We start from the raw sequence: 13,127 nt of genomic DNA, 5'->3' as shown, positions 1-13,127 counted from the left end.
AAGAAGATTAAATTCTTTAAATGTCTTTAAAGGAGGTATAATTAATGGATGAAAAAATGCAGGATGCTTTAAATAGCCAACTCAATGCTGAACTTTATTCCGCATATCTCTACCTTTCTATGGAAGCATACTTTGATTCAAAGGATCTAAAGGGCTTTGCTAACTGGATGAGAGTCCAGGTTCAAGAAGAGCTTGCCCATGCAACGAAATTCTACGATTACATAGCACAAAGGGGTGGAAAGGTTACCTTAACTCAGATAAATGCGCCACCACATGATTGGGATTCTATACTGGCAGTCTTTGAACACGTATACGAACACGAAAAAATGGTAACAGACCTCATAAACCAGCTCGTTAACCTTGCCGTGGCCCTCTCAGACCATGCCACCAACAATTTCTTGCAATGGTACGTTGCAGAACAGGTGGAAGAAGAGGAGTCATCAAGCGGAGTGCTTCAAAAAATTAAATTAATGGGTGATGCTCCCGGTGGAATGTTCATGCTCGACAGTGAACTTGCAAAAAGGGTTTTTACTCCACCAACACAGACAAAATGATTTGATTTATTTTCTATTTTTATTTATTTGTTATATCTTCAATTCTTTTTTAAATTGAATATTTCTTTTATTTCTTTTAATTTTTAGATGTTTTCTAATAAATTTTCAAAATTGTTTATAATATTGTTTATAATGTTTTTGATAAATTAATGGAAATTTAATGATCTTACATCGTATTTCTCCAATTTTTATTAAGTATTAATAACAAGGGGAGTTTGATGGGGTTAAAATCGAAATAAATAATACAGATGAACATTATTATATTAAACACAAGAGTAACCGGATTATCTACGGAGGATCTGTTATGGGAGAAAAAGTATACGAAGTAAAATGCATGAAGAAAGAAGGTAGAGGAATGCCCCTTATAGGGGATAAATTCCCTAAAATGAAGGTTCAAACAACGCAAGGTATGATGAAGCTTCCAAAGGTATTTAATGGTAAATGGTTTGTATTTTTTAGCCATCCTGCTGATTTCACACCGGTATGCACAACGGAATTCTATGCATTCCAGAAAAGGTATGATAAGTTCAAAGAACTTAACTGCGAGTTAATAGGGTTGAGTGTTGACCAGGTTTTCTCACACCTCAAATGGATAGAATGGATAAAGGATAATCTGGACCTTGAAATAGAATTTCCAGTAATTGCGGACACAGGTAAAGTAGCAGAACAATTAGGACTTATACACCCTGCAAAAGCCACAAATACTGTTCGAGCTGTATTTATAGTTGATCCAGAAGGAGTAATAAGGGCAATACTGTATTATCCCCAGGAACTTGGAAGAAACATAGATGAAATAATCCGTATGATTGAGGGATTCCAGCAAGTTGAGGAAAAAGGAGTTGCAATTCCTGCAAACTGGCCTGAAAATGAACTTATTGGAAAAGGTTTGATTATTCCACCTGCAGCTGATGTTGAAGCTGTTAAAAAGAACCCCTCAGAATATGAAAACTTTGATTGGTGGCTTTGCTACAGAAGTTTTTATAAATGGTGATGTTACGATAATTGGGATATTAAACTGGTGATTAAACTTTAGAGGTTTCTGAAATCATTTAAATAGGTTTCTGAAATCGTTCAATAAGATTAAGGAAATGAAAAGGTGTAAAAGGAGGAATAAAATATGGAAAAAAAGTTTTATGAACTGCCAGCACTCCCTTATGGCTATAAGGATCTGGAACCCTATATTTCAGAGGAACAGCTTAAAATACACCATGACAAACACCATCAAGCATACGTAGACGGTGCAAATGCCCTGCTTAAAAAATTCGACTCCAGAGATTCGGAAGAATTTGACGTTAAAGCAGTTGCAAAGGAATTGTCATTCCATGTTGGAGGTTTCGTGCTCCACAAACTCTTCTGGAGAAATATGGGACCTGCAGAAAAATGTGGAGGCGAACCCACAGGAAAGATAGCAGAATACATAAAAAAAGACTATGGAAGTTTTGAAAGGTTTAAAAAAGAGTTCACACAGACTGCGGTAGGGGCTGAAGGCTCTGGATGGGCTGCACTGACTCTCTGCAAAAGAACAGATAGAATATTCATTATGCAAATTGAAAAACACAACGTGAACCTGATTCCAGGCTTCAGGATAATGATGGTCCTTGATGTCTGGGAGCATGCCTACTATCTCGACTATCAAAACAGACGTCCTGAATTTGTGGATGCATTTTGGAACATTGTGAACTGGGATGAAGTGAACAAAAGAGTAGAGGCTTGGCTTGATTCGTCACTTTAAACCTTTATTTTTTATTTTTTTTCTATTAAATTTTCCTTAAAATAAGTGACTAAACTCAATGAGAAAATTAACTCAATTAATTTTCAATAATTTTTTGATAATGTTTAATACAATGTTATCATTTTAGCCAGTTTTTACCCATATATGCTTGGTTTTCTGAATCTAATTTTACCAGCACCACAATGAGGACAGGACCAGTTATCTGGCAGTTCTTCAAAGGGAGTGCCCGGATTTATTCCCCTCCGGGAGTCACCAACCTCGGGATCGTAAGTATAGCCACATATACTGCATTTATATATATCCATATGATTTACCCCCACTTTTAAAAGTTTTATTTTAATGAACAATTTTATGATCATTATTGGAGTAATTTGATAAAATTATTAAATAGTTATATAAATTCTTCAATATTTTGTAACAAAGATATATTGTAATTATTACATATTAATATATTTCTAATTAATTTTATTAAATTAGACGTAGATTTATAGTTAAAATTAGATTTAAACTGCATTAATTATTCATATGTATATATAATAAGTTCTAAACTGCTTTAATGCTTTAGTGTTTGCCTAAAAAGCCCTAAAATAATAATGGAAGAAAATTTTAAAAGAAGTTCGCCAAATTAATTGAAACTAACAAAAACAACTTGAATTTTAGATCAGCTCTCAAATTCAAGGGGTATGTCAGTAAATCAAATCTAATTAAAAATAGTGAATATAATATAATACACTTTTTCAAATTTTGTATGATCAAAAAATTGTAAAAATTATATGATCAAAAAAAGGAATACCTGAAGATTAAAATTATAACAAAACAAAGATTATATATGCATAAACAAACTTAAACTGTGTTTATTGTTGTTATTTAGGTATGCCATAATATTTTCTAGATGCTCCAGCTATAAACCATATTATAATAGCACCAAAAAGACCATACTTAAACTCATATAAATTAAATACTCCACCAAGAAGGACTATAAGTCCTACAAAACCCAAAATATACAATAAAAAATCTATTTGTTTATTTTCCATCTCTTTTCCTCCTAAATATTGGTAAATAATCTAATATTCAATGCTTAACTATTATCGAGACAACTATATAAAGTTATATAGTTTTAGTAATACAAATATGCTCTTTTACATGAAATTGGAGAATTTAAAGGTTAAATTGTTTGTGTCGAGGATAGTAATGCTTTAAATATTTAAAAATAGTATAAATATGCATTTTAATGTTTTTTTGAGGTTTACTGTTTCTAAAGAAATTGAAATAAGATAAGATGCTGAGAAACCCGGGCTAAATTTTTATAAAAAAGCGAAAGATTCATCAAAATTTAATTTTTAATTTTTAGAATCTTTAATATAATTCTAAGAGGGTTTCGATGAAATTATTGAAACTTTGAAAATGAGTAGTATCCAAACATCATGATAATTTACTTAGCAAAGGTTTTAAAGACTACGCTTGAGATCCTCAAACAAAAAAAAGAAAAAAGAAGAAATTAACTAAACGGTTAAAGAGTCACATTCCTGCAATAAATTGCTGAAGATTTACCTCCACCATGGTGTGGTGAATCAAAGAACTGAACTTCAACTTTGGCGGGTTTTCCTTTTTTATAAAATGATTTCATATTGGAAACTTTCAAAACATGATTTGCCTTAGTATGGTTAATGTTCCATGCTGATGAGTTTTTGTCAATAACTGAACCATTTTTGTCATAGTAGGTTGTTGCCATTTCAAGATAATCAAAATCTTTTAAAGGTGTTACATTAGTTCTTATCTCATACATCCCGTAACCTACATTGCTTGCTTTAATGTTTGAAACATTAAGTACGGGTTCTGTAGATGAAGAACCTGAATTGGCTGCGACAATAACTAACAATAAAACTATCAAAACAACTACTCCGCCAATCAATTTTTTATGCATTTGATAAACTCCTACATATTTTACATGCTTTGAACTATATTTTCAAGCGATTATTTAAGAGTTGTTATTTTATTCACTAAAATTATTCATTTAGTCATTCATTTAGAATCAAAATTTTGAATAGGACCGAAATTTGAAAAATAACCCATATTAATAAATTAAATAATAAATAAGTAAAAACCAATGGTATCTTGGAAGCTGTATATACTGCATATACCAAAATTCAGTGAGCTTCGATCTCAAGATCAATTAATAATCCGACTTTTTTTGAAAATTTAATTAATAAGGAATTCCAACATATCTCTGTTGAGAGAAAAAGTTATCTTATACTATCAACGAACAATGATACATCAAATTTAAAATTAATGATTTTATAGACAGGAGATATTCATGATCTGGAATAAAGAAGCAGAGTGTATGTCTGCAGAAGAAATAAAAGAACTGCAGCTTCAGAGATTACAGGCAGTTGTAAAGCGGGCCTATGAAAATGTGCCCTACTATAAAAAACGATTCGACGAACTTAATATAAAACCCGAAGATATTGAAACCCTGGAAGATATTGAAAAACTTCCTTTCACCACAAAAACAGATCTCAGGGCTGCTTATCCATTTGGAATGTTTGCAGTTCCGATTGAAGATATTGTTGAGGTTCACACAACATCAGGAACCACAGGAAAACCAACGGTTTCAGGATATACCAGAGGAGACCTTGATCTATGGGGTGAGGTTATAGCAAGAGCCCTTACAATGACGGGTGCCCGTAAAAAAGATAAAATCCAGAACAGTTACGGTTACGGTCTTTTTACTGGTGGTATGGGTATTCATTATGGTGCTCAGAAAATTGGTGCAACCCTGATCCCAATATCTGCAGGTAACACCAAAAGACAGATTGAAATCATGCAGGACTTTGAAACAGATATAATCAGCTGCACACCGTCCTATGGACTTTACCTTGCAGAAGTGGCTGCAAATGATGGTATAGATACAGAAAAACTCAAACTCCGGGCCGGATGCTTTGGAGCTGAGATGTGGACAGAAGAAATGAGAGACCAACTCGAAAAAAGGTTGCACATATCAGCACATAATATCTACGGTTTAACTGAAATCATAGGTCCTGGTGTCGCAATGGAATGTGAGGCTAAAAATGGACTTCACATCTTTGAAGACCATTTCTACCCAGAGATCATAAACCCTGATTCACTTAAAACAGTTCCAGAGGGAGAAAAAGGAGAGCTCGTACTTACAACCCTTACACGTGAAGGAATGCCAGTTATAAGGTTCCGTACAAAGGACATAACAGCCCTCAGGAGAGGAAAATGTTCCTGTGGAAGAACTCAGGTTAAAATGGACAGGATCACCGGACGTTCAGATGATATGCTCAAAATTAGAGGAGTAATCGTGTTCCCATCCCAGATTGAGAAGGCACTCATGAAAATAGAGGGACTTGAGCCCAATTATCAGATCATAGTCACAAGGCCACAGCAGCTTGATGAACTAGAGGTTCAGGTTGAAACTTCACCTGCACTCTTTTCAGATGAAGTCCGACATATAGAAGACGTTAAAAGGGATATTGAAAGTCGTATACATAGTGAAATTGGGTTGCGTGTTAATGTAAACCTTGTTGAACCAAAAAGTCTTCCAAGAAGTGAAGGAAAAGCTGTAAGAGTGATTGATAAAAGAAATATGTGAATTGAAGGTATATAAAAGTAAAGAAGGGATAAAATGAAGTTAAAACAAATATCCATATTTCTGGAAAATAGGAAAGGCAGGTTATGGAAAGCAGTTAACATACTTTCAAATGCCAAGATCAACATCAGAGCCCTTTCAATTGCAGACACATCTGAATTTGGTATTTTAAGAATGATAGTTCCAGAACCCGCTGAAGCCAAAAAAATACTTGAAGAGAGTGATTTTGTGGTTAAAGTGAACGATGTCATAGCTGTTGGTGTTTCAGATGAACCCGGTGGGCTTGATGATATCCTTACGATTCTGAACGGTGCAGATATTAATGTGGAGTATTTATATGCATTTGCAGAGAAAAAATGTGAGAAAGCAATAGTCGTACTGCGTACGGAAGATATTGATGCAGGTATAAAAGCCCTTGAAGAAGGTGGAGTGCCTATGCTCTCACCTGAAGAAGTTTACAGCCTTTAAATTTGACATCTTCACTTTTTTTACTTCTTTTTTATTTTATTAGATAGAGAATAAGAGAATCTAAGAGAAATCTAAATTTTCTCAAGGTATTTATTTTTGATTGCATTGAACTCTTCGGAGGTTATTGCACCAATATCAAGGAGTTCCTTTGCCTTTTTTATTTTTTCAATTGGATCTACATTTCCTTCTTTTTTAGGAGTCTCTGATTCAGATTTTGTATCCTCAGATTTTACATTTCCAGACTTTATATCTTCAGACTTTATATCCTCAGATTTTACATCCTCAGATTCCATATCCCCAAATCCTTCAACTTTCCCATTTTCTTTCAAATCTTTGGATATTAATGGTTTTGTTTCTGTTTCAAGTTTTGATCCGTCGTTGATCTTATTAATATCTTCAGGGACATTGATTTCTGTCTGAATCTTAAGATCAAATATCTTTTCTTCTTGCGAATATTTACCAACCTTATCAAGAAGTGATGGTTCATTTTTCGTTTCTATGAAAGCCAGTTCTGTTCTCTCTTTGTTTAAATCTTCATCTTTAAGATCATTTCCCTCAAAATTCTTTCCGCAGACAACACAGAATTTCGCATTTTTGAGGTTTTTAGATTTACAGGCTGGACATATTTTTTTATTTACTAATTCTTTATTTGGAACTGATGTTTTAATGATTTCAGGTTCTTCAATGTCTTTAAATTCTTTTTTATCTATTTTTGGTTCTTTGTGAAGGGTTTGAGTTTCTTTTGAAGATACATCTGAAATTTTATCAAATTCTTCTTCCATACTTTGTAGCTTGTTCCCACAGTTGGTGCAGAATTTAGCTTTAGCTAAGTTTTCAGCGTTGCAGGATGGACATATCTTATTGTTTTTAGTAATTTTATCTAGTTTATGTCCGCATTTAACACAGAATAAAGCTCTTTCATGGTTTTTGGCTTTGCAAGATGGGCAGATCTTAAAATTTTCCGAGTTTAAGTTTTCCCTTTTAAGATCTATCCCCCTTCTTTTTGCCTCAAGCATTTGTTTTATCTCTTTATTTGAAACCACATCAACCACATCCCTTATTAAATAATCAACTCTAACTTTTATATTCTGGAATCATTGAATTTCCCGAACTGATTTAAGGTACCTCTCCTACCCCATTTGATACTTTCACTCACAAATTTACCTGCCTTTTGTAGCGAAGTTTCAACATCGCACCCCTTTGAGAGCAATGCTGTGATTGCAGCTGAATAGGTACAACCAGTTCCATGGAGGTTTGTGCTTTCCACAAGTTCGCCTTCAAAAACCTTAATTGAACCGTTGTAAAATATATCTGAGCCGTTAAGATGTCCGCCCGTCACAACAACGTTGCAAAATTTTCCAATCTCAATTGCCGCTTTTATGGCATCGTCCTCATTTTTGATCTCAATTCCTGAAATAGCCTGTGCTTCAAAGATGTTTGGAGTTGTAAGTAGTGCAATGGGTAGAAGATGTTTTTTTAATGAATCTGCAAAACCTTCCTCCGATAGAAAACCGCCAGACCCAGCAACCATTACAGGATCGACCACAGCTTTTAAATTGTGTTCTTTGACCTTAGAAGCCACAGTTTTTATTATTTCATCCGAAAAAAGCATTCCCGTTTTTGCGTACTCTATTTTTTCCCCTTCAAGAACCGTATCGATCTGTTTTTCAATGAATTCAGTATCAACAGGCATCAAACCTTCAACTCTCTGAACGTTTTGTGCTGTTAATGTTGTTATGACTGCTGTTCCATAAACTCCAAGAGCTTCAAAAGTTTTAACATCGTTTAAAATTCCTGCACCGCCTGATGGGTCAAAACCAGCTATTGTCATGGCGATTGATTCTGTGCAGGTCATGTTTTTTTCCCTCTATTCACGTGCAGCCTCTCAGAGCCATGATTTGATCTCACGTTGAGTCCGGATCTTTTTAGAAAACTCTTTGTTTCAGTCCCGGAGCCGTGTATCATTATTTCTCCTAGATCCTCTGCAGTATTTACATCCAGGGACATGTAAAATGAATCATAGATTCCATAGGATATGTTGTTTGATTCTGCTTCCTTTATGTGCTCGAAGAAACTGCATTCCCCAAATTTCATCTCTATTTTTGAGGTTGGGCAAAGTAGTGCGTTGGTTCCTCCTCCCTTTGCAGGGGCTATTACCATTCCAAAGTTTTCACCCATCTTTAATATTTCTTCGACGTGACTTTTCCGGATAAGAGGCACATCTGAAGGTACTACAAGTACCTTGTCACATGATTGGGAGCACCACTTGATGGCCTGCATCAGAGCGCCATTCAAATCTGTTGTACCTTCCTCTTCAATGGGTAAAGCACCTATCTCTTTTACGAACGTTAAAACATCCTTATCAGAGCTTATAACAACCACTTTATTAACAACATTATCTAAAACGTTGATGACATCTTTTAACATGGATTTTAAAAGATTTTCCCGTTCTAAAGCCGTTAAAGTTGGTGACAATCTTGTTTTTGCGTCTGTAAATCTTGATACTGGGATTACTGCAAATGTTTTACTCATCAATGAACCCTTTCCATTTAATAGATTTTGTATAATTTCCTACTCAGTAACTTATTAACCCTTATTGATTATTCACTATTCACTGTTTCATCTTACATTGGTCTAATTACAGACTATTTCCTAATTCCGGATATTGTATCCAAAATTTACTATTCATTGATTAAACTGATTCATGTTTTAATTTATATCCTCAGTTTATATTCCTAAAGAACCTTTTACCCAATCTATAAAGCCATTGAATAAACTTTGAATGTCTCCTGAGGATGTTGTAGTGTTGTTCTGTGCTAGATTATTCAATCCGTCAGATGTGACGTTGAACATGCTCATCACAGAAGATTTAGCATCTGTTAATTCCTGACGAAGTTTAGAAAATGTTATTCCCCGTTTATCCACCAGTGCAGCTGGTTCTCCGCTGTAAATAGTTAAATTTCCTCCAGATACAACTGTCCATATTTGAAGCTGGGCTGAAGTGGCATTTTGAATATCTGAGGGATTTGAATCAGTTATAATCTGTTTTATTTGGGATGATGCTGTGTTGGTCGATGGTTGAAGTTTTGCCCCGGCTACTGCTTGTTGTGTTGGTTCAAAACAGTAGGCATTAATGTTTTCTGTTGAATTTTTTGGTATGTTACTGTTTTCTGCAATTACGAGGTCCTGAGAAGAATTACTTTTGAGTATATCTCCTTTTTGAACTTTCACAGGTTTTGTATCGTTATTCTTTATTGTAATCACATGCGGGATAGTCCCAGCTGTTGTGTTCTGCACAACAGTTACTTTTCCATTGTCATACGCTTGTTTCAATGGTATTCCCAATGATTCAGAGTAGCTCATAACTCCAAACCCAACCGCAAAGATGAAAATTACAAATACAAGAAGAATTACTCTTAGATTCATTCCATCCCCTCAGATCTTTTTTAATATGTTTTTGCTATGAGTGCAACATGTTTTGCAGGTTTACCGCAATTTATACATACGTTACCATCCTCAATTTCCCCCTGAATTCCAAGGATATCAACGTTTATTTTTTCTTCAAGTTCTTTTCCACAGGCCTCATCTCCACACCAGCCAAAGGAGATTATACCATTATATTTTGATATTTTTTCTGAGGCTTCCTCAAGAGTTTCGACACTTCTGACTTCATTATTAAATGATTTCCAGGATTTATCTCCCATGTTCCTTGTTACATCATCCAGTATGCTTTTAACATCTTCTGCAATGTTTTCTGGTTTGAAGTCCACAATTTCTTTTTCTTTTTCGTCCCTTCTAACGGTTACAACCTTTTTGTTTGCAATATCTCTTGGTCCTACATCAATTCGAAGTGGTACTCCCCTCATCTCCCATTCATAATATTTTTTGCCTGCCCTTATGTCCCTATCATCAAAATGAACCCTTATACCTTTAGATTTTAAAGTTTTTTCAAGGTTTCTGCAGAATTCCATAACCTCTTCGCTTCCCTTTTTGAAAATTATAGGAACTATAACAACCTGATAAGGGGCAATCTCTGGAGGTAAGAACAGTCCTGCTTCATCACCATGTATACCAATGACAGAAGCTATAACTCGGTCAGATAGGCCGTAACATGTTTGGTAAACATATTCGTGTGCGCCTTCAGCTGTTTCATAGGTTATATCAAAAGTTTTTGCAAATGTCTGCCCCAAGTTGTGCACAGTTGCGATCTGGAGGGTTTTACCATCGGGTAGTAATGTATCAAAGGCCATTGTGTAATCAGCCCCTGGGAACTTGTCCCACTCAGGCCTTTTTGTTACGACGTAGGGTATTCCCAATATGTTGAAGAAAGTCTTATAAATTTCAACAGCATTTTCAACCTGTTTTGCTGCGTCTTCCCTTGAGGCGTGCGCTGTGTGTGCCTCTTCAAAGGTTGTAATCTCCCGAACCCTTATAAGGGGCCTTGTGTGTCTGGTTTCGTATCTGAAAGTATTAACCACCTGATAAAATTTCATGGGGAGGTCTGTGTGGGAGCGGACCCATAGCGAGAACATAGGATACATGGCTGTTTCACTTGTAGGTCTCAAAGCAAGTTTTTCATTGAGTTCTGTGAGACCGCCGTGTGTTACCCAGTAAACTTCAGTTTCAAATCCTTTGACGTGTATTGCTTCCTTTGCAAGTTCATTTTCTGGTATCAATAGGGGGAACAGTACTTCTTCATGGTCTTCGTCGAGGATTTCCTTTAAAATTTTCAGTGTGTACTTTCTTATTTTGAAGCCCTGAGGGAGCCAGACGTGCATTCCTTTTATAGGGTAACGTGTATCGATTATTTCTGCTTCTTCTAGGATATTGTGGAACCATTCGCTGAAATCAGTCATTTATTCACCATTATCAATATTTTTATTAAAATTATTTGATTTAATTACGGATAAAATTTAAATTTATCAATCTTTTTATCAAATTTAATTTACTAACTATTTTCATCAAATCTTTTATCAACAATCTTTATTTTTATCAAATCCTTATCAACAAATCTTTTATTAAATCTGTTGGATCTGGATTTTTATTAATTTTAATCTTTTTTAATTTTTTAAGGATTATTTGAAATATTCTTATTTTGAACTATATTGCTTCAAAAGTTCTAGTTTTATTTTATAATTTTATCTATTCTATTGTTTTATATAATCATTGGAGCTTTTAAATTTTTAAATAATAACTATTTGAATAGGGGAATTCCATACATATTGATTATAGATTAAACTATAAGTTAAAAGTATCAAAAGAGTAAAAATTCCATTATTCTCATTTAGATCAAGTTGAATAAAATTTTTTACAATTTGATTTTTACAATTTGATCCGGTAAATTAAAAGAGAGATCTTAATAGATTTAAAGAGAAATTTTAAGAGAAATCAAAAATTATTTTATTAAATGGTGTTATATTACTGATACAAAAGGTACGATAAAATGGATTTTCAAAAGATTCAGCTCCCTCGGGAAATACACACTGGTGAAGGAGTGATTGAGGAAACCGGTGCTATCTGTAAGGATTTGAGGATCAGTGGTAAAGTTCTGGTTGTAACAGGACATCACACCCTTAAAGTTGCAGGAGAAAAAGCAATCAAAAGCCTTCAGGATGAAGGATTTGAAGTTGAAAATATCACAATCGAAAAAGCATCAAAAGATGCGGTTATAGAAGTTCAAGATGGGATTGGAAGTGCTTCCATTGTTTTAGGTGTTGGAGGGGGAAAGGTTATAGATGTTGCAAAGCTTGCATCCACCAGATCTGGAATTCACTTTATAAGCGTGCCAACTGCAGCATCCCACGATGGAATAGCATCACCGCGAGCTTCAATAAAAAATGAAGGAGGAAGTGTTTCGCTTAAGGCAAAACCTCCCCTTGGAATTATTGCGGATACATCAATCATAAGCAAAGCACCTTTCAGGTTACTTGCAGCAGGGTGTGGTGATATAATATCAAACTACACAGCGATACTGGACTGGCAACTGTCTCACAGGTTATTGAACGAGTATTACAGCGATTCTGCATCAGCTTTGTCTCTTATGACAGCAAAAATGACAATGAAATCTGCCGATGCCATAAAAGAAGGACTTGCGGAGAGTGCGGGCCTTGTTGTTAAGGCTTTGATAAGCAGTGGAATTGCCATAAGTATTGCGGGCACAAGCAGACCTGCAAGCGGTTCTGAACATAAATTCAGCCACGCCCTGGATATTGTAGCACCAAAACCAGCTCTTCACGGAGAACAGTGTGGTTTAGGCACTATAATGATGATGTATCTCCATGGAGGGGATTGGAAATTTATTAGGGACACATTAAAAACCATTAAAGCCCCTACAACAGCTCATGAAATGGGAATTAAGCCAGAATACATTATAGAAGCCCTTACAAAAGCCCATACGATCCGTAAAGAAAGATACACAATTCTCGGGGATAGGGGACTCACAGAGGAATCAGCAGAAGCACTGGCAGTCACAACAGGGGTTATATAGATATACTTCCATTAAATAGGGGAGAAGATTAGTCTTTTCAATATTCCTAACTCTCTCCTATTTTTCCGTAAAATATTATGTTTTAGCAATCTTCTCAATTTTTAAGGGTTCTTGAATTTTAAAAGCCACAATAATATCATAAAAAAATTTCAGGTAAATTTTATTTACATATTCTCTTTTTAACAGTTTTTTTAATTCTTCAACTGATAAGACATTTCCACTAGATTTTATCTCCCCATCAATGATCATTGATGGGCTTCTTAATATTCCCCATTT

Annotated in this window: 15 protein-coding genes; 6 read left to right on the top strand and 9 right to left on the bottom strand. The window is 34.9% G+C overall.

Annotated features, from left to right (window positions below):
* Nucleotides 1–44: 44 nt before the first annotated feature.
* The 3 genes from MSWAN_RS06130 to MSWAN_RS06120 all read left to right on the top strand — a co-directional run bounded on the left by MSWAN_RS06130 (nucleotide 45) and on the right by MSWAN_RS06120 (nucleotide 2,286).
* A complete protein-coding gene (locus MSWAN_RS06130) occupies nucleotides 45–554 on the top strand; it encodes a ferritin (RefSeq protein ID WP_013825752.1) in 510 nt (169 codons plus the stop codon).
* A 304-nt stretch (nucleotides 555–858) separates the two neighbouring features.
* On the top strand, nucleotides 859–1,545 hold the full coding sequence (locus MSWAN_RS06125; protein ID WP_013825751.1) for a peroxiredoxin: 687 nt from the start codon (nucleotides 859–861) through the stop codon (nucleotides 1,543–1,545).
* Between the two features lie 126 nt (nucleotides 1,546–1,671).
* The gene (locus MSWAN_RS06120; RefSeq protein ID WP_013825750.1) at nucleotides 1,672–2,286 is read left to right on the top strand and encodes a superoxide dismutase; all 615 of its coding nucleotides are present in this window, start codon (nucleotides 1,672–1,674) and stop codon (nucleotides 2,284–2,286) included.
* Between the two features lie 134 nt (nucleotides 2,287–2,420).
* Here the strand turns inward: MSWAN_RS06120 and MSWAN_RS06115 are convergent, their stop codons facing one another.
* From MSWAN_RS06115 to MSWAN_RS06110, 3 genes are all read right to left on the bottom strand, one after another.
* Nucleotides 2,421–2,591 carry a rubredoxin gene (locus MSWAN_RS06115; RefSeq protein WP_013825749.1) on the bottom strand — a complete coding sequence of 57 codons (171 nt, stop codon included), beginning with the start codon at nucleotides 2,589–2,591 and terminating at the stop codon, nucleotides 2,421–2,423.
* Nucleotides 2,592–3,149: 558 nt separating this feature from the next.
* Complete coding sequence (locus MSWAN_RS12950) at nucleotides 3,150–3,320, bottom strand: hypothetical protein (protein ID WP_013825748.1); 171 nt, start codon at nucleotides 3,318–3,320, stop codon at nucleotides 3,150–3,152.
* A gap of 476 nt (nucleotides 3,321–3,796) precedes the next feature.
* On the bottom strand, nucleotides 3,797–4,210 hold the full coding sequence (locus tag MSWAN_RS06110; protein WP_013825747.1) for a hypothetical protein: 414 nt from the start codon (nucleotides 4,208–4,210) through the stop codon (nucleotides 3,797–3,799).
* A 390-nt stretch (nucleotides 4,211–4,600) separates the two neighbouring features.
* On the opposite strand from MSWAN_RS06110, the gene MSWAN_RS06105 reads away from it, so the two are divergent.
* Entirely contained in the window at nucleotides 4,601–5,899 is a 1,299-nt protein-coding gene (locus MSWAN_RS06105) for a phenylacetate--CoA ligase family protein (RefSeq protein ID WP_013825746.1), read from the top strand.
* Nucleotides 5,900–5,932: 33 nt separating this feature from the next.
* Nucleotides 5,933–6,364 carry an ACT domain-containing protein gene (locus tag MSWAN_RS06100; protein ID WP_013825745.1) on the top strand — a complete coding sequence of 144 codons (432 nt, stop codon included), beginning with the start codon at nucleotides 5,933–5,935 and terminating at the stop codon, nucleotides 6,362–6,364.
* A gap of 71 nt (nucleotides 6,365–6,435) precedes the next feature.
* Here MSWAN_RS06100 and MSWAN_RS06095 read toward each other — a convergent pair whose 3' ends face one another.
* The 5 genes from MSWAN_RS06095 to proS form a co-directional block, all read right to left on the bottom strand.
* Complete coding sequence (locus tag MSWAN_RS06095; protein WP_048187960.1) at nucleotides 6,436–7,380, bottom strand: zinc ribbon domain-containing protein; 945 nt, start codon at nucleotides 7,378–7,380, stop codon at nucleotides 6,436–6,438.
* Between the two features lie 65 nt (nucleotides 7,381–7,445).
* The gene (gene thiD / locus MSWAN_RS06090; protein WP_013825743.1) at nucleotides 7,446–8,219 is read right to left on the bottom strand and encodes a bifunctional hydroxymethylpyrimidine kinase/phosphomethylpyrimidine kinase; all 774 of its coding nucleotides are present in this window, start codon (nucleotides 8,217–8,219) and stop codon (nucleotides 7,446–7,448) included.
* Nucleotides 8,216–8,896, bottom strand: a complete 681-nt coding sequence (cofC, locus tag MSWAN_RS06085; protein ID WP_013825742.1) for a 2-phospho-L-lactate guanylyltransferase — start codon at nucleotides 8,894–8,896, stop codon at nucleotides 8,216–8,218. Before cofC ends, thiD begins: the two co-directional genes overlap by 4 nt.
* A 195-nt stretch (nucleotides 8,897–9,091) precedes the next feature.
* A complete protein-coding gene (locus MSWAN_RS06080) occupies nucleotides 9,092–9,790 on the bottom strand; it encodes an ARPP-1 family domain-containing protein (protein WP_013825741.1) in 699 nt (232 codons plus the stop codon).
* 20 nt (nucleotides 9,791–9,810) lie between these two features.
* Complete coding sequence (gene proS, locus MSWAN_RS06075) at nucleotides 9,811–11,220, bottom strand: proline--tRNA ligase (protein WP_013825740.1); 1,410 nt, start codon at nucleotides 11,218–11,220, stop codon at nucleotides 9,811–9,813.
* Between the two features lie 587 nt (nucleotides 11,221–11,807).
* On the opposite strand from proS, the gene MSWAN_RS06070 reads away from it, so the two are divergent.
* Nucleotides 11,808–12,851, top strand: a complete 1,044-nt coding sequence (locus tag MSWAN_RS06070; protein WP_013825739.1) for an NAD(P)-dependent glycerol-1-phosphate dehydrogenase — start codon at nucleotides 11,808–11,810, stop codon at nucleotides 12,849–12,851.
* A 75-nt stretch (nucleotides 12,852–12,926) separates the two neighbouring features.
* Here the strand turns inward: MSWAN_RS06070 and MSWAN_RS12620 are convergent, their stop codons facing one another.
* Complete coding sequence (locus MSWAN_RS12620; RefSeq protein WP_320406973.1) at nucleotides 12,927–13,118, bottom strand: thioredoxin domain-containing protein; 192 nt, start codon at nucleotides 13,116–13,118, stop codon at nucleotides 12,927–12,929.
* Nucleotides 13,119–13,127 lie beyond the last annotated feature (9 nt).

This window comes from Methanobacterium paludis (assembly GCF_000214725.1).
In the GTDB taxonomy this organism is placed as follows: domain Archaea; phylum Methanobacteriota; class Methanobacteria; order Methanobacteriales; family Methanobacteriaceae; genus Methanobacterium_C; species Methanobacterium_C paludis.
This window is presented reverse-complemented; position numbering and strand designations above follow the sequence as displayed.

What these genes read in the sequence shown, in the direction of transcription:
- cofC (WP_013825742.1), bottom strand. Translation starts at nt 8,896, where the DNA reads ATGAGTAAAACATTTGCAGTAATCCCAGTATCAAGATTTACAGACGCA.
- proS (WP_013825740.1), bottom strand. Translation starts at nt 11,220, where the DNA reads ATGACTGATTTCAGCGAATGGTTCCACAATATCCTAGAAGAAGCAGAA.
- MSWAN_RS06070 (WP_013825739.1), top strand. Translation starts at nt 11,808, where the DNA reads ATGGATTTTCAAAAGATTCAGCTCCCTCGGGAAATACACACTGGTGAA.
- MSWAN_RS12950 (WP_013825748.1), bottom strand. Translation starts at nt 3,320, where the DNA reads ATGGAAAATAAACAAATAGATTTTTTATTGTATATTTTGGGTTTTGTA.
- MSWAN_RS06110 (WP_013825747.1), bottom strand. Translation starts at nt 4,210, where the DNA reads ATGCATAAAAAATTGATTGGCGGAGTAGTTGTTTTGATAGTTTTATTG.
- MSWAN_RS06130 (WP_013825752.1), top strand. Translation starts at nt 45, where the DNA reads ATGGATGAAAAAATGCAGGATGCTTTAAATAGCCAACTCAATGCTGAA.
- MSWAN_RS06080 (WP_013825741.1), bottom strand. Translation starts at nt 9,790, where the DNA reads ATGAATCTAAGAGTAATTCTTCTTGTATTTGTAATTTTCATCTTTGCG.
- MSWAN_RS06120 (WP_013825750.1), top strand. Translation starts at nt 1,672, where the DNA reads ATGGAAAAAAAGTTTTATGAACTGCCAGCACTCCCTTATGGCTATAAG.
- MSWAN_RS06095 (WP_048187960.1), bottom strand. Translation starts at nt 7,380, where the DNA reads ATGCTTGAGGCAAAAAGAAGGGGGATAGATCTTAAAAGGGAAAACTTA.
- MSWAN_RS06125 (WP_013825751.1), top strand. Translation starts at nt 859, where the DNA reads ATGGGAGAAAAAGTATACGAAGTAAAATGCATGAAGAAAGAAGGTAGA.
- thiD (WP_013825743.1), bottom strand. Translation starts at nt 8,219, where the DNA reads ATGACCTGCACAGAATCAATCGCCATGACAATAGCTGGTTTTGACCCA.
- MSWAN_RS06105 (WP_013825746.1), top strand. Translation starts at nt 4,601, where the DNA reads ATGATCTGGAATAAAGAAGCAGAGTGTATGTCTGCAGAAGAAATAAAA.
- MSWAN_RS06100 (WP_013825745.1), top strand. Translation starts at nt 5,933, where the DNA reads ATGAAGTTAAAACAAATATCCATATTTCTGGAAAATAGGAAAGGCAGG.
- MSWAN_RS06115 (WP_013825749.1), bottom strand. Translation starts at nt 2,591, where the DNA reads ATGGATATATATAAATGCAGTATATGTGGCTATACTTACGATCCCGAG.